The sequence below is a fragment of the Acidimicrobiales bacterium genome, from assembly GCA_016716005.1.
Lineage (GTDB): Bacteria > Actinomycetota > Acidimicrobiia > Acidimicrobiales > JADJXE01 > JADJXE01.
In genome coordinates, this window is record JADJXE010000001.1 from 2,598,144 (window position 1) to 2,617,685 (window position 19,542).

12 protein-coding genes and 1 pseudogene are annotated in these 19,542 nt (G+C 74.6%); 5 read left to right on the forward strand and 8 right to left on the reverse strand.

Annotated elements, in window-relative coordinates:
* Both IPM45_12825 and IPM45_12830 read right to left on the reverse strand, forming a co-directional pair.
* Positions 1 to 1,596 carry a phosphoenolpyruvate carboxykinase gene (locus tag IPM45_12825; protein MBK9180418.1) on the reverse strand — a complete coding sequence of 532 codons (1,596 nt, stop codon included), beginning with the start codon at positions 1,594 to 1,596 and terminating at the stop codon, positions 1 to 3.
* A 106-nt stretch (positions 1,597 to 1,702) separates the two neighbouring features.
* Positions 1,703 to 2,641, reverse strand: a complete 939-nt coding sequence (locus IPM45_12830) for an aldose 1-epimerase (GenBank protein MBK9180419.1) — start codon at positions 2,639 to 2,641, stop codon at positions 1,703 to 1,705.
* Positions 2,642 to 2,751: 110 nt separating this feature from the next.
* Here IPM45_12830 and gnd point away from each other — a divergent pair.
* Positions 2,752 to 3,778 (forward strand): annotated as a pseudogene (gene gnd / locus IPM45_12835) (decarboxylating 6-phosphogluconate dehydrogenase).
* 67 nt (positions 3,779 to 3,845) lie between these two features.
* On the forward strand, positions 3,846 to 5,069 hold the full coding sequence (locus tag IPM45_12840; protein ID MBK9180420.1) for a trypsin-like serine protease: 1,224 nt from the start codon (positions 3,846 to 3,848) through the stop codon (positions 5,067 to 5,069).
* Positions 5,070 to 5,133: 64 nt separating this feature from the next.
* Here the strand turns inward: IPM45_12840 and IPM45_12845 are convergent, their stop codons facing one another.
* Positions 5,134 to 5,550, reverse strand: coding sequence for a PaaI family thioesterase (locus IPM45_12845; protein MBK9180421.1), 417 nt, complete (start codon positions 5,548 to 5,550; stop codon positions 5,134 to 5,136).
* Positions 5,551 to 5,666: 116 nt separating this feature from the next.
* Here IPM45_12845 and IPM45_12850 point away from each other — a divergent pair, with 116 nt between their 5' ends.
* On the forward strand, positions 5,667 to 6,947 hold the full coding sequence (locus tag IPM45_12850) for a DUF1727 domain-containing protein (GenBank protein MBK9180422.1): 1,281 nt from the start codon (positions 5,667 to 5,669) through the stop codon (positions 6,945 to 6,947).
* Positions 6,940 to 7,695: a glutamine amidotransferase gene (locus IPM45_12855; GenBank protein ID MBK9180423.1), complete on the forward strand. Its 756-nt coding sequence runs from the start codon at positions 6,940 to 6,942 to the stop codon at positions 7,693 to 7,695. Before IPM45_12850 ends, IPM45_12855 begins: the two co-directional genes overlap by 8 nt.
* Before the next feature lie 92 nt (positions 7,696 to 7,787).
* On the opposite strand, the gene IPM45_12860 is transcribed toward IPM45_12855, so the two are convergent.
* Positions 7,788 to 8,339 (reverse strand): 2'-5' RNA ligase family protein, encoded by a 552-nt coding sequence (locus IPM45_12860; protein ID MBK9180424.1) that lies wholly within the window; start codon positions 8,337 to 8,339, stop codon positions 7,788 to 7,790.
* A gap of 52 nt (positions 8,340 to 8,391) precedes the next feature.
* Entirely contained in the window at positions 8,392 to 12,588 is a 4,197-nt protein-coding gene (locus tag IPM45_12865) for a PAS domain S-box protein (protein ID MBK9180425.1), read from the reverse strand.
* A gap of 84 nt (positions 12,589 to 12,672) precedes the next feature.
* On the opposite strand from IPM45_12865, the gene IPM45_12870 reads away from it, so the two are divergent.
* The gene (locus IPM45_12870; GenBank protein MBK9180426.1) at positions 12,673 to 13,632 is read left to right on the forward strand and encodes an aldo/keto reductase family protein; all 960 of its coding nucleotides are present in this window, start codon (positions 12,673 to 12,675) and stop codon (positions 13,630 to 13,632) included.
* Positions 13,633 to 13,636: 4 nt separating this feature from the next.
* On the opposite strand, the gene IPM45_12875 is transcribed toward IPM45_12870, so the two are convergent.
* The 3 genes from IPM45_12875 to IPM45_12885 all read right to left on the reverse strand — a co-directional run bounded on the left by IPM45_12875 (position 13,637) and on the right by IPM45_12885 (position 19,508).
* Positions 13,637 to 14,272 (reverse strand): peroxiredoxin, encoded by a 636-nt coding sequence (locus IPM45_12875; GenBank protein ID MBK9180427.1) that lies wholly within the window; start codon positions 14,270 to 14,272, stop codon positions 13,637 to 13,639.
* Between the two features lie 66 nt (positions 14,273 to 14,338).
* On the reverse strand, positions 14,339 to 15,388 hold the full coding sequence (locus IPM45_12880) for a Gfo/Idh/MocA family oxidoreductase (GenBank protein MBK9180428.1): 1,050 nt from the start codon (positions 15,386 to 15,388) through the stop codon (positions 14,339 to 14,341).
* 25 nt (positions 15,389 to 15,413) lie between these two features.
* Positions 15,414 to 19,508, reverse strand: a complete 4,095-nt coding sequence (locus IPM45_12885) for an EAL domain-containing protein (GenBank protein MBK9180429.1) — start codon at positions 19,506 to 19,508, stop codon at positions 15,414 to 15,416.
* Positions 19,509 to 19,542: the final 34 nt, after the last annotated feature.

Genomic DNA, 19,542 nt, shown 5'->3' on the forward strand with positions numbered 1-19,542 from the left:
TCAGCCGGCGACGGGGCCGGCGGCCCTCACCTCGGGGCTGGCCTGGTCGGCGAACTGGGCGAAGTTGGCCGTGAACAGCTCGGCCAGGTGGCGGGCCTGGGCGTCGTAGGCGTCCTGGTCGGCCCAGGTGTTGCGGGGCCAGAGCAGCTCGTCGGGCACACCCGGGCAGTGCTGGGGGGCCTCGAAGCCGAACGTGGGGTCGGTGGTGGTGGCCACGTCGTCGAGGGCGCCGGCCAGCGCGGCCGCGATCACCGCCCGGGAGTAGGCGATCCTGATGCGCTCGCCGGTGCCGTACGGGCCTCCGGTCCAACCGGTGTTCACCAGCCAGGTCGTGACCTCGTGGCGGTCGATGCGCTCGCCGAACAGCTCGGCGTACACCGTCGGGTGCAGGGCCATGAACGGTGCGCCGAAGAGGGTGGAGAACGTCGCCGACGGCTCGGTGACGCCCCGCTCGGTGCCGGCCACCTTGGCCGTGTAGCCCGACAGGAAGTGGTACATCGCCTGGGCCCGCGTGAGCCTGGCGATGGGCGGCAGCACCCCGAAGGCGTCGGCCGTGAGCATGACGACGTTCTTCGGGTGGGGGCCGATCCCGTCCCGCACGATGTTGGGCAGGTGGGTGATGGGGTACGCGGCCCGGGTGTTCTCGGTCAGCGAGCCGTCGTCGAGGTCGAGCCGGCGGGTCCCGTGGTCGATGGTGACGTTCTCGAGGATCGTGCCGAAGCGCCGGGTCGTCTCGTAGATCTCCGGCTCGGCCTCCCGCGACAGGCGGATCACCTTGGCGTAGCAGCCGCCCTCGAAGTTGAAGATGCCGTTGTCGCTCCAGCCGTGCTCGTCGTCGCCGATCAGGGCCCGGTCCGGGTCGGCCGACAGCGTGGTCTTGCCGGTGCCCGACAGGCCGAAGAACAGCGCGGTGTCGCCCTGGCTGCCCTGGTTCGCCGAGCAGTGCATGCCGAGCACGCCCTTCTGGGGAAGCAGGTAGTTCATCACCGTGAACACCGACTTCTTGATCTCGCCGGCGTAGCTGGTGCCGCCGATGATCACGAGGTTCTCCCCGAAGTTGAGGAGGATGAAGGCCTCGCTGCGGGTGTGGTCGACGTCGGGGATGGCGTGGAACTGCGGGCAGTGGATCACCGTGAACTCCGGCGCGAACTGCTCGAGTACGTCCTTGTCGAACTCCCGGAGGAGCATGTCGCGGGCGAACATGTTGTGCCAGGCCGTCTCGGTGAGGACCCGGATCTTCAACCGGTACTCGGGGTCGGCGCCGGCGTAGCAGTCCTGGACGTAGACGTCGCGGCCCTGGAGGTAGGCGCCCAAGCGGAGCTTGAGGCGGGCGAAGTCGTCCGGCTCGAAGGGCCGGTTGTGCTTGCCCCACCAGACGCGGTCCTCGCTGGAGGGCTCCCGCACGATGAACTTGTCGTCGGCCGACCGGCCCGTGTACTGCCCGGTGCGGACCACCAGCGGTCCGAGGTGGGCGACGGTGGCCTCGCGCCGGCGGATCGCCTCCTCGTAGAGCTGCGGGGTGGACAGGTTGTGGAACACGTTGGCGACGTTGTGGATGCCCAGGTACGACAGGTCGAGCACGGTGCACCTCTCGATGGTCGGATGGCCCCCTGGGCGCGACGGTAGATCAGGAGGCGAGTGGCGTGGAGGTGAACGTGGCCCGGGGCTCCGCGCCAGGGGCCGGGAGGGGCGGCCCCCGCGGTCAGCCGGCGCTGGGGGCCAGGGTGAACACCGCGCGGTGCTCCTCGCCCGGTGGGAGCAGGCGGCAGTCGCCGCTGACGAGGGCGTTGCCGGGTGCCGTCATGGGCTCGATGCAGGCGTAGGTGCCGGCCTCGGGGGCGTAGACCTGCGCGAAGGGGTAGCCCTCGTCGAACGTGACGTCGAGGCGGCGCGCGCCGGCCCGCAGGGCGAAGGTGCGGATGGAGCCCAAGGCGTACAGGTCGTCGAACACCCGCACGCCGATCGGGTCGTGCTCGGCCGGGCGGGCGGCGCGCTGGCCGGTGGGCACCAGGCGGTCGTCGAGCAGCAGCTCCTCCCGCTCCGGCAGGTGCAGCTCCCAGGCGGCCCGGGGGGCGTCGGGCACGCTCAGGTAGGGGTGCCAGCCGAAGGCGACGGGGACCGGCCGGTCACCGGTGGCCAGGAGGGTGGTGGCGATGGTGAGCGCCGCCGGGTCGACGGACGCCTCGACGGTGATCCGGTGGGGGAAGGGGAAGGCGGCCAGCACCTCGGGGTCGTGGGCGGCGTCGAAGCGGGCGCGCAGTCGCGCGGCGCCCGCCCCGGCCTCGAGCACCTCGATGGCCCAGCCGGAGCGCCCGAGCAGCAGGCCGTGGATGGGCAGGCCGTTGGGGTCGGTGGGCACGTCCTGGCCGGTGAGGTCGACGTCGACGCCGGCGATCCGGTAGTGCCGCCCGTCGATGCGGTTGGCCCAGGGGGCCAGCAGAGGTATCCCGGCCATCGCCCCCCGGCGGCGGGCGACGCTGCGGCGGGCCGGGAGGGCCAGCCACTCCTCGCGGCCGAGCCGCATCGACACGCCGAGCATCCCGTTGTTCGGCAGGAAGGTGGCCGTGAGGTCGCCGGCCGAGAGGTCGACCGCCGGGCTGCCGAGCCAGGTTCGGACTGCAACGCCGGGCCCGTTCGTCATGGCGTCGAGCGTAGGGTGGGAACGACCTGGGAGGGGACGCGGGCGCGACTGCCCCACCTGCCCTCCCCCACATCCGGCAAGAAGTGCGAACGACCTGGGAGGGGACGCGGATGCAACTGGGGATGGTCGGCCTCGGCCGGATGGGAGCGGGTCTGGTACGGCGGCTGATGCGCGCCGGCCACGAGTGCGTCGTGTACGACGTGCACGCCGACGCGGTGGCCGAGCTGGTGGCCGCCGGCGCCACGGGTGCCGCCACGCTCCAGGAGCTGGTCGAGAAGCTCCGGCCGCCGCGCCCGGTGTGGCTCATGCTCCCGGCCGCGATCACCGGCGAGGTGATTGACGGACTCGTGCCGCTCCTGGCCCAGGGTGACGTGGTGATCGACGGCGGCAACACGTACTACCGCGAGGACATCGCCCGGGCCGCGTCGCTGCGGCCGAAGGGCCTGCACTACGTCGACGTCGGCACCAGCGGTGGCGTGTGGGGGCTGGACCGGGGGTTCTGCCTGATGATCGGCGGCGAGGTCGACGTGGTCCGCCACCTCGAGCCGGTCTTCGCCACGATCGCCCCCGGGGTCGACGCCGCCCCCCGCACCGAGGGCCGCACCGGCCCGCCGTCGCAGGCCGAGCACGGCTACCTGCACTGTGGCCCGCCCGGGGCGGGCCACTTCGTGAAGATGGTCCACAACGGGATCGAGTACGGCGTGATGGCGGCCTACGCCGAAGGCCTCGCCATCCTGGAGCGGGCCGACATCGGCGACCACCCGCCGGGGGCCGACGCCGAGACCGCGCCGCTCCAGCACCCCGAGTACTACCGGTTCGACCTCGACCTGGCCGAGGTGGCCGAGGTGTGGCGCCGGGGCAGCGTGATCGGCTCGTGGCTGCTCGACCTCACGGCCATCGCTCTCCACCGGTCGCCGCAGCTGGCCGAGTTCGCAGGGCGGGTGTCCGACTCGGGCGAGGGGCGGTGGACGGCGATCGCGGCCATCGACGAGGGCGTGCCCTCCCCGGTGCTGGCCGCCGCGCTCCACGAGCGCTTCGCCTCGCAGGGCGAGGGGGCTCTTCGCGGGCAAGGTGCTCTCGGCCATGCGGAAGCAGTTCGGCGGCCACGACGAGAAGCCGGCCACCCCGTCCGCCTGAGCGCCGCCCTCCCCGTGCCGGGCGACCCGCGGTGTCGAACGGCGCCGGGGCACGTAGCGTGCAGGGGATGTCGCGCCGACGCGTCGCTGCCCTCGGGGCGCTCCTTGCCCTCGTCACGTTGGTGTCCCTCCCCGGCGCGGCCCGCGCCGCCGCGATGGCCGACCCCGATGGCCCGCCGGCGCCGCCGGTGGGCAAGGTCGTCGGGGGGCAACCGGCCCCACCGGGCCGCTACCCCGAGCTGGTGGCGCTGCTGCTCCCCGACCGCGGCGACGACTTCCTCGCCCAGTTCTGCGGGGGCACGCTGATCGACCCCTCGTGGGTGCTCACCGCCGCGCACTGCGTCACGCCCACGGCCGAGTTCCCGATCGACCCCACCCGCGTCCGGGTCCTCGCCGGCCGCCAGGACCTTCGCGGGTCCGGGGGCGAGCGCATCCCCGTGGCGCAGGCGCTGCCGTACCCCGGCTACGACCCCGACTCGTTCACCGGCGACCTGGCCCTGCTGCGCCTGGCCACGCCGGCGTCGCAGGCGGTCATGCCGCTGATGTTCCCCGGCACCGAGCCGGCCCCCTGGGCCGATGCTTCGCCGGCCCAGATCGTCGGATGGGGGCGCGTGACGCCGTCGGAGGTGAACGGGCGCTTCCCCGACGATCTGCAGGAGGCCGCCACCCTGATCCGCAGCGACGCGGTCTGCCAGGGCGCCTGGGGTGACCTGTACGTCGTCGGCCAACACCTGTGCGCCCAGTCGCCGGCGGTGGACACCTGCCCGGGCGACAGTGGCGGACCGATCCTGGGCGTGACGCTCCAGGGGCGGGTGGCGGTGGCCGGGATCGTGAGCTTCGGGCCCGAGGTCTGCGCCACCCTGCCGGGCGTGTACACGCGGGTGGCCACCTTCGACAGCTGGATCCGCACCACCCTCGGGCCCACCCTGCCGTCCGAGTCGACCGCGGTGCCGGTGGCCCATGCCCTGCAGCGGCTCTACCTGGCGACCTTCCTGCGGGTCCCCGACCAGGGTGGCTTCGACTACTGGCTCGGCTGGCTGCGGTCCGGCGTGCCCCTCGAGCTGGTGGCCGGGCTGTTCACCCTGTCGCCCGAGTTCCAGGCGCGCTACGGGCAGCTGACGTCGGGGGACTTCGTCAAGGTCGTGTACGGGAACGTGCTCGACCGGGAGCCCGACCCCGAGGGCTACGCCTACTGGGCCACCAGGATCGAGAACGGGTCGATCTCGAGGGGCGCCATGATGACGGCGTTCTCCGAGTCGGCCGAGTACCGGGTGATCACCGGCATCTCCTAGCGCCTACTCCGGCCGGTCGATCGGACCGCCCACCTTGTAGACGAGCGAGCCCTTGGCGACGAGGTCACCCGAGGGAACCCTCACCTCCGCCGCGCAGAACACCACCGAGCGGCCCCGCCGCTCCACCCCAGCCCTCGGCCACGGCGTCGACACCGGCCACCGCCCCGAGGTACTGGACGTCCATCGTGAGGGTCAGCAGCCGGCGGTGCTCGTCGTACGCGCCGCCCACCGCCGGTACGACGACGGTGTCGATGAGGGTGGCGATGGCCCCGCCGTGGACGAACCCCGCCGGCTGCTCGAGCTCGGGCCGCCAGGGCAGGCGCATCCGGCAGTAGTCGGCGCGGAGCTCCTCGACGACCAGGCCCACGAAGTTCGGGAAGTACGTGCGCTCCCAGCGCGCGAAGCCGACCCACACCGCCCGCCGCGCGTCGGGGAGTGGGCCGAAGCGGTGAGCGTTGGGCGCGGTGGGGTCGCTGGCCACGGGCGGAGAACCTACCGCCCCGGCCGCGACCTCGTCTCGGGGCCCGGCCGACCCGGAGGGCGCCGAGCCGGCCGGTAGGCTGGCCCGTCTCGGCCGAGAGGAGGCGAGCCAGCAAGGTGGGAGACGTTCGGCCGGGCCGACCGGCCCCGCTCGCCGACGGCCCGTCCCGCCGGCCCCTCCGGCTCCGCGTCGCGGTGCCGGTGGCGGCGGCGGCCGCGCGGGTGTCGCGCCTGGCTGGCGCCGGCCGGGGCTCGGTGATCGGCGGCCGGGTGCTGCTCGCCTCGCACCCCGACGCCATCGGCCACCTGGCTGCCGGCCACGAGGTGTCCCTGGTGTCGGGCACCAACGGCAAGACCACCACCACCCGCCTGCTGGCCACCCTCCTCGCCGGGGCGGAGCCCACGGTGTGCTCGGAGGTGGGCGCCAACCTGCCGAGCGGCATCGCCTCCACGCTGGCGCGGGCCGCACCAGGGGCGCGCGCCGCTCTCGAGGTCGACGAGCGCCACCTCCCCGCGATGCTCGCGGCCACCTGCGCCCGCACCGTCACCCTGCTCAACCTCAGCCGCGACCAGCTCGACCGGATGAACGAGGTGCGCATGACGGCCGAGCGCTGGCGGGCCGCTCTCGAGGGCGCCGACGTCCGGGTGGTCGCCAACGCCGACGACCCGCTCGTCGCCTGGGCCGCGGCCCCGGCTCGCGTCACCTGGGTCGCGGCGGGCAGCGCCTGGCGGGAGGACGCCGTGAGCTGCCCCGCCTGCGGCGACCGGCTCGTGTTCGACGGCCCGGTGTGGGCCTGCTCGGGCTGTGGCCTGGCCCGGCCCGCTCCCTCGTACACCCTGCACGGGGGCCGCCTTCTCGGCCCGGGCGGGCTCGACCTCGCCCTCGCCGTCGACCTACCCGGCCGCCACACCCGGGCCAACGCGGCCATGGCCGTGGCCACGGTGGCCGCCCTGGGCCTCGACGCCGCCGCGCTGGCGTCCCGGCTCGGTCTCGTCAGCGACGTCGACGGGCGCTACCGCCGCCTCTGGGGGCCGGGCACCGAGGGCCGCCTCTACCTGGCCAAGAACCCGGCCGGCTGGGCCGAGCTGCTGGGCGTCACCGAGGGTGTCGCCCGCCCGCTGGTGTTCGCCCTCAACGCCAACGGGCCCGACGGTCGCGACCCGTCGTGGATCTGGGACGTGCCCTTCGAGCGGCTCGCCGGTCGGCGGGTGATCGCCACCGGCGAGCGCAGCGCCGACCTGGCCGTGCGCCTCCGCTACGCCGGTGTGGCCCATCGCCGGGAGCCCTCGCTCGCCGCCGCCCTGGCCGAGGCCCGGGCCACCGACGCCGACGTGGTCGGCACCTACACGGCCTTCAACCAGGTCAAGGGCCTCCTCGGGGAGCGCGGCAGTGGCTGATCCGGCGCGGCCCTCGGCGGTTCGCATCGCCCTCCTCGTGCCCGAGCTGCTCGGCACCTACGGCGACAACGGGAACGCCCTCGTCCTGGAGCGCCGCCTCACGTGGCGGGGCATCCCGGCCGAGGTGCTGCGGGTGGAGGGTGGCGCCCCACTGCCGAGCGAGGCCGACCTGTACCTGCTCGGCGGCGGCGAGGACCGGCCCCAGATCCTCGCCTGCGAGGAGCTGGCGGCGTCGGCCGTGCTCCCCCGCGTCGTCGACCGGGGTGCCGCGGTGTTCGGGGTGTGCGCCGGCTTCCAGCTGCTCGGCCGGTCGTTCCCGGGTGCCGACGGGGCGCCCCGCCCCGGTCTGGGGCTGCTCGACGCCCGCACCCGCAGGGGTGACGGTCCGCGGGCCGTCGGCGAGGTGGTCGTGTCGCCCCAGGTGGCCAGCGGGCTGCCGCTGCTCACCGGCTTCGAGAACCACGGTGGCGTCACCGAGCTGGGGCCGGGGGTCACGCCGCTCGGCACCGTGCTCGCCGGTGTGGGCAACGGCGCCGGGAGGGGGGACGAGGGCGCGGTGGCCGGTCGGGTGATCGGCACGTACCTGCACGGTCCGGTGCTGGCCCGCAACCCCGCGCTGGCCGACCTCCTGCTGTCGTTCGTGGTCGGGCCGCTCGACCCGCTCGACGACGCCGACGTCGACGCCCTGCGGGCCGAGCGGCTGGGGTCGGCCCTGGGGCCGCGCCGATGGTGGCGCCGCCGCGGCTGACGCCCGAGACGGCCCCGCCGGTCACCCCTCGGAGGGCACGTGTGCGCCGCGCCGTCGGCTGGTCGGAGGAGCGCCCGAGACGGCCCTGCCGGTCACCCCTCGAAGGGCACCCGCAGCTCGACCTCGGGATGGTCGTCGTGCTGGCGGATCACGGCCAGGTGGTCGACCGGCAGCACCCACGAGCGGGGGGGCCGGTCGGCGAGCCAGCGGAGGATCCCGGCCAGCCGATCCGGGTCCAGGTCGCGGTCTGCCACCGTGATGTGCGGCGACCAGTGGTCGGGCTCGTAGTAGCCGTTCACCGCGGTGGCCACGCCGGCCAGGGCGATGGCCAGCTCGGCGTGGAGCTCGGACAGCTCGAGCGACCGCACGACCGGTACGAACAGCACCAGCCCGGAGCGCTCCTTGCCGGTGAAGACCCCGTAGCCGCCGGCCCGCACGCGGAGCGGGGCTCGGCGCGCGGCCAGGCCGGCCAGGGCGGCGCGCAGCCCGGCCGGCCGGTAGCTGGCCGCGGCATGGAGGGTGATGTGCGGGTAGGGGACCCGCTGGGCGCCCCGCACGCCGAAGCGGTCCTCCAGCTCCTGCCAGAGTCGCTCGATCTCGCGTGCGTGGTCGTCGTCGAGGAGCACCACCACGGCGTGGCCCACGGGCTGCACCCTAGGCGGGCAGGCCGCCGGCGTCGGTCGCCGCGCGATGCGCTCAGGAGGGCCCGAGGGGGCCGGCGCGCAGGAGGGCCGCCAGCTCGACCGCCGGCACGGGCCGGCCGAAGTAGAAGCCCTGGGCGTGGTCGCAGCCGAGAGCCCGGAGGGCCTCGATCTGCTCCCGCTGCTCCACGCCCTCGGCCACCGTCGCCAAACCCAGCGCCCGCCCCATGCCCACGACGGCGGCCACGATGGCCGTGTCGTCGGGCTCCGAGCCCAGCCCGTCCACGAAGGCCCGATCGACCTTCACGACGTCGAGCGGCAACCGGCGCAGGTGGGCGAGCGAGGAGTAGCCCGTGCCGAAGTCGTCGACGGCGACGCGTGTCCCGGTGGCGCGCATCGCCTCCAGGTTCCGCTGCACGGCCGCCAGATCGGTGAGCAGCGCGGTCTCGGTGACCTCCACGCCCAGGCGTTCCGGCGGGAAGCCGGTGGCCCGGCACGTCGCCGACAGGAGCGCGGCGGCCTCGGCGTCGGCAACCTGCCGGGCCGAGAGGTTCACCCACAGGACCAGTTCGGGGCGGGTCTCCAGCCACGGCAGCGCGTCGCGGCACGCCTGCTCCAGCACCTGCGCCCCGATCGGCACGATCAGGCCGGTCTCCTCGGCGACGGCCAGGAACGAGGCCGGCGCCAGCGTGCCCCGCTCGGGGTGCTCCCAGCGAAGCAGACCCTCCACCCCCACGATGCGGCCGGTCGCCAGGTCGACCTGGGGCTGGTAGTGCACGAGCAGGCGCCCCTCGGCCACCGCCCGCCGGAGGTCGTTCTCGTCGGCCAGGCGAGCCACCGCCAGGGCCCGCATCGACTGGTCGAACACCTCGACCCGTGCCCGACCCCGCTCCTTGGCCCGGTACATGGCCGCGTCGGCGTCGCGCAGCAGCTCGGCCGGGGCCGTGCCCCAGCCGGCTCCGAGCACGATCCCCGTGCTCGCCGTGACCACGACGTCCATCCCGGCCAGGGCGATCGGCTGGCAGATGGCCGCCGCGACCCGCTCGGCCACGTCGACGGCCTGGCGCTCGCCGTCGAGGTCCTCGCAGACCACCGCGAACTCGTCGCCCCCGAAGCGGGCGACGCTGTCACCGGGCCGGACGGCGCTGCGGACGCGGCCCGCCACCTCGATGAGCAACCGGTCGCCGGCGTCGTGGCCGAGGCTGTCGTTGATCACCTTGAAGCGGTCCAGATCGACGAACAGCAACGCCACCTGGCCCCGCCTCCGCTCCGAGCGGGCCAGCGCCTGGGCCAGCTGGTCGAAGAACAGGGAGCGGTTCGCCAGGCCCGTGAGCGGGTCGTGCAGGGCCTGGAACTCGAGGGCCTGCTTGGCGGTCATCTCCTCGGACACGTCGCGCACCACCACCAGCAGCTCGTCCTCGCCCAGCACCCCCACCCGGGCCTCGAAGTGGCCCCGCTCGCCGATCTCGGGCAGCTGGTAGGAGAACGTCTGGATCTGGCCGTTGGAGCGGGCGCGCGCCGCGGCGTCGAGCAGCCTGCCGGCGACGGAGGGCAGCACCTCGCGCACGTTGCGCCCGAGGAGCTCCTCGGGCGCCGCGACCAGAGGGATGGAGTCCGACGGCGCCCAGTCGATGAACGTGCCGTCGGCCGAGAGGCGGAAGAGCAGGTCGGGGACGCCGGCGACCAGCGCGCGGTACCGCTCCTCGCCGGCTCGCAGCTCGCGCTCGGCCTCGGCGCGGGCCAGGGCCGACCCGGCGACGTCGGCGAAGGTGTGGAGCAGGTCCACCGTTTCGGCGGGCACGCGCTCGGCCGCGCCCCGGCCGGCCAGGCCGATCATGCCGAAGGCGCGCCCCTCGACCACCAGCGGCAGCGCGACCAGCAGCTGCAGGTCGTGGTCGGAGAGGGTGGCGGCGAGTGCGGCGTCGGGCGGATCGCCGGGCACGAGCACCGGCTCCCCGGCCCGCACCCGGGGCCACAGCCGGGCCAGCAGCGCCGGCCCGATCAGCTCGGTGACGGGCGATCCCTCGGGCCAGCCGGCCACGGGCTCCGGGTCGCCGCCGGCCTCGGGAAGGCGGACGGCCCACCCCCGGTCGGCTCCGAGGAACCGGGCCAGCTCCCCCAGGGCGTGGGCCAGGGCGCCGGGAAGCGCGTCGGCCGAGAGGTTCGCGACGCTCGCCGAGGCACCGGTGACCAGGTCCTGGAGGGCCAGGTGGTCGCGCAGGGCGGCCTCGGCGGCGACCCGTGCGGACACGTCGCGGCTCGACGACTGGACCTCGGTGACCTCGCCCGTGACGGGGTCGCGCAGGACGCGGACCGTGCTCTCCAGCCACAGGTAGTGGCCGTCGGCGTGTCGGACCCGCTGCAGGTGCACCTCCACGTCGGGACGGGTCTGGGCCGCCGCCCGGGGGTCGTCGAGGGCCTCGGCGAACGGGGCTGCGTCGTCGGGGTGCAGGAGGTCCCACGCCGGCCGGCCGACGAGCTGCTCCGGGGCGTAGCCCAGCACCCGCCGGGCCGACGGGGAGACGTATCGCCGCGTGCCACCGGCGTCGTAGCGCACGATCAGGTCGGTGGCGTTCTCGGCGAGCAGGCGGAACTCGCGCTCGGACGCGACGACGGCCTCTTCCATGCGCCGTCGATCGGTGATGTCGCGGGTGTTGAGGATCACCCCCTGGACGTCGGGGTCGTCGAGGCGGTTCGTGGCCAGCGTCTCGACGTGCGCCCACGTGCCGTCCCACCGGGGCACGCGGTACTCGGCCCGTGCCGCCGGCAGCCCCCGCGCCACCCCGGAGATCAGCAGGTCCCGCACCCGCTCGGCGTCGTCGGGGTGCACCAGCCCGAAGGCGTCGGCCCCCGTGAGGTCCTCGAGGCTCCGCCCGGTGAGCAGCTGCAGCGAGGGGCTGGCGTACCGGACGCGCCCGTCCGGCCCGACCAGCACGATCATGTCCTCGGAGTGCTCGACCAGGGCGCGGAACCGGGCCTCGGCGCGCCGCAGCGACTCCTCGGCGTCGGTCCGGTCGGTGACGTCGCGGCCGTTGACGACGATGCCGGCGACGGCCGGGTCGTCCAGCAGGTTGGTGGCGACGACCTCGAAGCGCCGCCAGCGCCCGTCGGCCCGGCGCACCCGCACCTCGATCGGGACGGCCCGGCCCGGCACGGCCGCGGTGCCGGCCAGCGACTCGACGGCCGAGGCCCGGTCGTCGGCGTGCAGCAGGTCGAGGACGCTCCGCCCCCGGTAGGCCTCGGGGTCGTAGCCGAGCAGCCGCTCGCTCGCCGGGCTGGCGTACTGGATCGCGCCCTCGGCGTCGATCAGCAGCACGAGGTCGGCGGCATGCTGCACCAGGGCGCGGAAGCGTGCCTCGGCCGCCCGCAGCGACGCCTCCGCCTCCACGCGGTCGGTGACGTCGCGCGAGTGGCTGAGGACCCCGTGCACCACCGGGTCGTCGAGCAGGTTGACCACGACCGACTCGACCCAGTGCCACGAGCCGTCGGCGTAGCGGATCCTCGACGTGTGCGTCGTCTGCGACAAGGGAGTGCCGCGGATCGCGGCCAGGGCCTCGAGCACCCCGGCCCGGTCGTCGGGGTGGAGCATCTCGTCGACCGGACGGCCCAGCAGCTCGTCGGGTCGGATCCCGGTGGCCGGCTCGACGGCCGGGCTCACGTAGCGGAAGCGGCCGTCGCCGTCGCCCACGGTGACCAGGTCGCTCGACCGGGCGATGAGGGTGCGGTACCACCGCTCCTGGTCGGCCAGGGCGTCCTCGGCCGCCTTCTTGGCGGTGATGTCGCGGGCCACGCCGAGGACGTGCATCCTCCCGCCGAGCACGAGTGGCACCTTCGTCATCTCCAACCAGACGACGCGCCCGTCGGCCCGGGTGACGGTCTCGTGCACGGTGACCGGCTTGCGGGTGCGCAGCACGGCGGCGTCGACCCGGTCGTAGAGGGCCAGCTCGTCGGGGTCGTCGTGGAACTCGCGGAGGCGGCGGCCGATGATGCCCTCGACCGTGGTCGAGAACAGCTCGGCCGTGGCCCGGTTGGCGTAGCGCACCCGTCCGTCCTCGTCCTTGACCACGATCGGGTTCGGGTCGGTGTCGAGCACCTGGCGCACGAAGGCGGGGTCCAGCTCGAGGCTGGCGCTGTCGGCCCACGGCGACGCGGCCGCGGCTGCGTCGGGGTCGGCCGGCGCGCCAGGGGAGCCCCCGGTGCCCGGTAGCGGGTCGGGGCGCTCGTCCCGCCCGGGGTCGAGAGCGGCCGCCATGGAGGCGCCATGCTCCCACCCGCGACCCGTCCGGGCAACGGAGCGGTGCGCCGCCACCGCCGTCGCGGAGTACCGTCCCCGCCCATGCGCTACCGCCGGCTGGGGCAGTGGGGGGTCCAGGTGTCCGAGGTGAGCCTCGGCTCGTGGCTCACCTATGGCGGCTCGGTGGAGGCAGAGGCCGCCGAGCAGTGCATCCACCGGGCCTACGACCTCGGCGTCAACCTGTTCGACACGGCCAACGCCTACGCCCGAGGGGCGGCCGAGGAGGTGGTCGGCCGGGCCCTCTCCCGCTACCGGCGCGAGTCGTACGTGCTCGCCACGAAGGTGTTCTTCCCCATGAGCCGCAGGCCGAACGACAGCGGCCTCTCCCGCAAGCACGTCACCGAGCAGTGCCACCAGTCGCTGCGGCGGCTCGGCGTCGATCACCTCGACCTCTACCAGTGCCACCGCTACGACGAGCACACGCCGCTGGAGGAGACCTGCCGGGCCATGGACGACCTCGTCCGGCAGGGCACGGTCCTCTACTGGGGGGTCTCCGAGTGGAGCGCGGCCCAGATCGCGGCGACCGTGCGGCTCTGCCGGTCCGAGGGGTGGGCGGTGCCGGTGAGCAACCAGCCGCAGTACTCGCTGCTGTGGCGGGTGATCGAGCGCGAGGTGCTCGACGTGTGCGCCGACGTCGGCATGGGCAACGTCGTCTGGTCGCCGCTGGCGCAGGGGGTGCTGACCGGCAAGTACCACTCGACCAGCGAGCTCCCGCCCGGCACCCGTGCGACCACGGTCGATCCCGGGATCATGGCCGGGTTCCTCCGTCAGGACGTGCTCGATGCCGTCGGCGAGCTCCGTCGTGTGGCCGAGGAGGCGGACTGCACGCCCAGCCAGCTGGCCCTGGCCTGGTGCCTCCGCCAGCCGATGGTGTCGAGCGTGATCGTCGGGGCGAGCCGCCCGGGTCAGGTGGCCGACAACGCGGCCGCGTCCGAGCTCGACCTCGACCCCGAGCTGGTGGCGCGCGCCGGCGAGCTGCTGGCCCCGGTGGCGCAGGTCTGACGGCTCAGGTCCCGGGCTGGGGGAGCACCCGCAGGTAGGGCTTCAGGGTGGTCCAGCCCTGCGGGAACCTCTCCTTGGCCTCCTCGTCGGTGACGGCGGCCCCGATGATCACGTCCTCGCCGTTCTCCCAGTTGGCCGGGGTGGCCACGCTGTACCGCGACGTGAGCTGCAGGCTGTCGATGACCCGGAGGATCTCGTCGAAGTTGCGGCCCGTCGACGCCGGGTAGGTGATGGTGAGCTTCACCTTCTTGTCGGGGCCGATGACGAAGACCGAGCGCACCGTGAGCGTGTCGCTGGCGTTGGGGTGGATCATGTCGTACAGGTCTGCCACCGTGCGGTCGGGGTCGCCGATCATCGGGAAGTTGACCGCCGTGCCCTGGGTCTCCTCGATGTCCTTCTCCCACTCGACGTGCGACTCGACCGGGTCGACCGACAGGCCGATCACCTTCACCCCGCGCTTGTCGAACTCGGGCTTGATCCTGGCGACGTAGCCCAGCTCGGTGGTGCACACGGGGGTGAAGTCCTTGGGGTGGCTGAACAGCACGCCCCAACCGTCTCCGAGCCACTCGTGGAAGCTGATGGGGCCCTCGGTGGTGTCGGCGGTGAAGTCGGGCGCGGTGTCGCCCAGTCGGATGGCCATGCGGTCCTCCTCGTGACGGTCGGCGGGCATCCTAGGGCGCCCGGGCCGCAATGTCGATCAGAACGATCAGGATTGTCGGGAATGGGGACCGGGCGGGATCACCGGGTCGAGGGCCACCGGCGTCCCGCCGTCGGCGGCCGAGCGGTAGACGGCGTCGACGACCTCGTGGGCGCGGAGGGCCAGGGCGAAGTCGGGCCACGCCGGCTCGCCCGCAGCCGCGGCCCGCAGGAAGGCGGCGTCGGGGTTGTCGGGGCCGGTCAGCTGGGCGCGCCCCACGTCGAGCAGGGCATCGCCCTCGAGGGTGTGCTCGCCGCCGTCGGGGTCGCTCCAGCGGACCGGGCCGAACCAGTCGCTCTCCAGCACGACGAAGCGGCGCTCGCACAGCACCTCGAGGCGCCGGAGGCTCGGTCGCGACCACACGTCGTGCCACACCGACGTGAGCGTGGCCAGCGCCCCCGACGCGAACGACAGGGTCGCCACGGCGAGATCCTCGATGCCGGGGTTGCCGTGGAAGTCGGCGGTGCGGCCGCTCGCCCCATCGGCCGGACCGGCCAGGAACTCGAGCATGTCGACGTCGTGGATCGAGTGCTCGAGCAGGGCACCCGCGCCGGCCCTGGCGACGTCGGCGCGCCACGTCGACCGGTAGTGACCGGTGATGGGGATGAACTGGTCGTTGCGGAACACGATGCTCATGATCCGGCCCGACTCGGGCTGGCGCACCACGTGGCGCAGCGCGTTGAAGGCAGGGGAGTGCCGCAGGACCAACCCGACCTGGTTCGTGACGCCGGCGGCCTCGACCGCGGCGGTCATCTCCCGGGCGGCGGCGACGCCGACGGCGAGCGGCTTCTCGCAGAACACCGCCAGCCCCCGCTCGGCCGCGGCCCGCACGAGCCTCGGGTGCTCGGCCGTCCAGGTGCACACGTAGACGGCGTCGCTGCGATCCAGCAGCTCGTCCTCGCTGGCGCAGGCGGGTGACCCGCTCGCGGCGGCGAAGGCCTCGGCCCGGTGGCGGTCGGGGTCGTAGACGCCGGCTCGCTCGAACGCCTCGCCCGACGCGTCGAGGGAGATGGAGTGGAACCGGGCGATGAAGCCGGCCCCGAGGAAGCCCATGCGCACGGGGCCGGACAGTACCGCCCGGTGCCTACCAGGCGTCGTGCCAGGTGCGCGCCGAGCGGATCACCTCGGTGAGCGCATCGATGTGGAGCGGCCGGCTCAGCAGGAAGCCCTGGGCCAGGTCGCAGCCCAGGTGGCTCAGGGCCTCGGCCTGGACAGGCGTCTCCACGCCCTCGGCGAGCACCCGGAGGCCCAGGCCGTGACCGAGCTCGACCGCAGCGGCCACGATGGCGTGGGCGCCCTCGGATCGTGACAGGTCGGCCACGAAGGACTGGTCGATCTTCAGCAGGCTCACGGGCAGGTGCCGGAGGTACCCGAGCGACGAGTAGCCGCGGCCGAAGTCGTCGATGCTGATGCCGACGCCGAGCGCGGCGATGCGGTCCAGGCTCGCGGCGGCCCCCTCGTCCACGACCACGCTCTCCACGACCTCGATGCACAGCTCGCCCGGGGCCACGCCGGTGGCCGCCAGCAGGGCCGTGACGTCGTCGGCCAGCGTGGGGTCGGTGAGCGTGTGCACGGACACGTTGACCGCGAGCACGGGCGGAGCGCTCAGCGAGGGGTCGGCCTTCCAGGCCGCGAGCTGGGCGAGCGCCTGGCCGAGCACGACCCGGTCGAGGCTGGCGACCAGCCCCGTCTCCTCGGCCAGCCCCACGAAGGCCGCCGGCGCGAGGAGGCCGCGTTCGGGGTGCTGCCACCGCACGAGCGCCTCGACGCCGGCCAGGGCGCGGCTGAGCAGGTCGACCTGGGGCTGGTAGCAGACCACGAGCTCGTCCTCCGCGATGGCGCGTCGGAGCTCGTCGGTGGTGCGGATGCGCTCCAGGAAGTCGGCGCGGATCGACTCGTCGAAGACCTCGAAGCGCCCTCGATGGCGGGCCTTGGCGCGGTGCATGGCCGTGTCGGCGTCGCGGAGCAGGGCCTCGGCGTCGGTGTCGTCGCCGGGGCGGGTGACCGCCACGCCCATGGTGGCGGGGATGCCCGTCGTGTCGTCGGCGCGAGGCTGGTCGAGCGCCAGCCGCACCCGCTCGACCAGCGGGATCACGTCGCGCTCGTCGGCCAGGTCGTCGCAGAGCACGCCGAACTCGTCCCCACCCAGCCGGGCCACGGTGTCGCCGGGGCGCATCACCGCCTCCAGGCGGCGGGCGACCTCCACCAGCAGCCGGTCGCCGTCGGCCAGGCCCTGCACGTCGTTGACGACCTTGAAGTCGTCGAGGTCCACGTGCACCACCCCCACCCGGCGGTCGTGGCGACGGGCCCGCGTGAGGGCCTGGCGAAGGCGGTCGGCGAGGAGCGAGCGGTTGGGCAGCCCGGTGAGGCTGTCGTGCAGGGCCTGGTGCTCGAGCTGGGCCTCGGCCTCGCGCAGGGCGGTGACGTCCTCCTGGATGGCGACGAAGTGCCGGATCGCACCCTCGGGGTCGACCAGCGGGGTGACGGTCTGCGCCGCCTGGTAGAGGGTGCCGTCGCGGCGCCGGTTGACCACCTCGCTGTGGAAGGGACGCCCGGCGAGGATCGTCGACCACAGCCGCTCGTAGTACGCGCCGTCGTGGTGGCCCGAGCGCAGGATGCGCGGCGTGCCGCCGAGGGCCTCGTCGGCCGGCCAGCCGGTGAGGCGCGTGAAGGCGTCGTTCACCCACTCGATCCTGCCGTCGGGGGCGGTGATGAAGATGGCGTTGGCGGCCGCGGCCATGGCCGCGCCCTGCAGGCGCAGGCGCTCCTGGCCACGGGCGAGGGTGAGGAGGAGCGAGATCCAGCCGCCCAGGTCCCGGAGGGTGGCGAGGGTGGGCTCGTCGAGGGCCGTGGCCTCGTCGGCGTAGGCGGCGAGCACACCCACGGGCTCGCCCTCGGGGCCGAGGGGGCCGGCGAGGGTGAGGGGGAGCCCGAACCCGGCCACCAGGCCGGTGGCACGGGCGTGGCTCGACGTCGCCGGCCGGACCTGGTCGGCCCGCACCAGCTGGGGCCGGCCCGTGGCGACGGCCCGCGCCGCGGGGCCGTCGCTGAGCGGCCCGCCGTCCCAGCGGATCTCGGGCAGGACCAGCTCGCCGGCCAGCGGACCACCGCGGCCGGTGACCGCGACCAGGCCCTCGGGCCGCTTGGTGCCGACCCAGATGGCGGGGAGGCACAGCAGGTCGGCCACCTCGTGGCACACCCGGTCGAGCACGGCCTCGACCGGCTCGCCGGCGAGCAGCGCCTGCAGCGCGTCGGTGTGCAGGCGGGTGACGGCATCGGCGCGCACCTGCTCGGTGACGTCCCGCACGATGCCCTCGACGGCCACCGTGCCCGTCTCCTCGTCGACGATCCGGTTGCCGCGGATCTCGATCCGCGCGGTGCGCCCGTCGCCCCGGCGCCAGCGGACCCGCACCGTGTGGGACCTCACCGTGTCGTCGAACAGCATGGCGACCAGGGCGTCCCGCCCGTCGGGCGCCAGGTGGCGCAGGACCCCGCCCGGCTCGAGCAGCGTCGAGACGGGATGGTCGAGCACCTCGGCGGCGGTGGGGCTGACGTACTCCATGCCCGGCTCGGGGCGCGTGCGGAAGCGGAACACCACGTCGGGCAGGCCCTCGGCGAGCCGGCGGTACCGGTCCTCGCTCCGGGCCAGCTCGCCCACGACCCGCTGGCGCTCGGTGACGTTCACCAGCAGCTCGCCCAACAGGCGGAGCTGCTGCACGCGCTCCACCGGCCAGGTGGTGGTGGCCCGCACGGCGTCGAGGCCGATGAACCCCACGAGCCGGCCGAGCGAGGTGAGCGGTGACAGCATCAGCGACCGGACGCCCCGGCCGACGAGGAGGTCGCGCTCGCTCGGAGGGAGGTCGTCGACGTCCGACACCACCACCGAGCTGCCGGCGGCCAGGTGGCCGAGCAGCCAGCGGTGCTCGTCGAGGGGGAGGTCGTGGAGCCCGTCGATGACGGGGTCGATCCCCTCGGCGCACCACTCGTGGGTGTTGGTCATCGTCGCCCGCTGGAGGTCGACGTCGAACGCGTACGCGCGGTCGGCGCCGGCCAGTCGGCCGATCGCGGCCAGCGCCTGGCTGATCCGGCGGTCGACGTCGACCACGTCCACGTCGACGAGGCGCGTGGAGATGGCGGCCAGGGCGGCGTCGAACGCGGCCCGTTCCTCGAGCGTCCGGTGGGCCCGCTTGCGCTCGAGGGCGCTCACCGCGAGCTGACCCACCGTGCGCAGCTGCTCCGCCCGCTCCGCGGACCAGCGGATCCTGCGCTGGACGGCGTCGAAGCCGACGCTCGCTCGGACCCGGTCGCCGTTGCGGAGCGGGATCACCACGGCCGAGCGCAGGCCTGCGCCCCGGAGGAAGTCGGCCTCGTCGGGCGGCTGGTCGTCGGCGCCGGAGACGAGGAACGGCTCACCCCGTGCCACCCGGCTGGCGAAGCGTGCCGCCGCCTCGATCGGTGGGGACGACGTGGCAGCCGCGGCCTCGTCTGCGGCGGCCTGCGGCCTGCACCAGTCGTGCGTCTCGGTCACGGTGCCGTCGTCGCCGTAGAGCAGGAGGTAGGCCCGGTCGGCGCCGGCCAGCTCGGCGGCTGCGCTCAGCGCTTCGTGGATGCCGGCGTCGACCTCGCCGGGCGGCAGCGTGAGGAAGCGGGCGGAGACGGAGGTGAGGAGCTGCTGGAAGGCGACCCGGTCGGCGAGGGCGCGCTCGGCGGTCCGTTGCCGGGTGATGTCGAGCCCCGCGTAGGCCGCGCCGACGCCCCGACCGTCGTCGCCGCGCAGGACGCGGCCGCTCCAGTGGATCAGGCGCTCGGCGCCGTCAGGTCCCGTCACCAGCGTCTCGAGCGCGGGCGGGGGTGCCCCGTCGGAGAGGGACGCGGCCAGCCGGCGGCGCAGGCCGGCCCGCGCCCGCTGGGTCATGCCCCCGAGGAGCTCGTCGAGCCGCCGGCCGCCGAGGTGGCGGAGCCGGTCGGACGCCCAGGCGACGTACCCCTCGGGCGTGACGACCATGGCGTCGATGTCGATGTCGGCGAGGAGGCCCTGCACGGCCTGGAGGTGGACGGCGGCCGCCGTGAGGGGATCTGCCGGCGGCAGGGTTGGGCGGCGCGGGCTCGCGGCCGTGCCCTCGGTGGCGGGGGTGGGGTCCGCAGGGGACGCACCGGTCGCCTGCCGCGGCGGAGGCACGGGACCGATCCTAGGGGTGGTCTCACGAAAACCG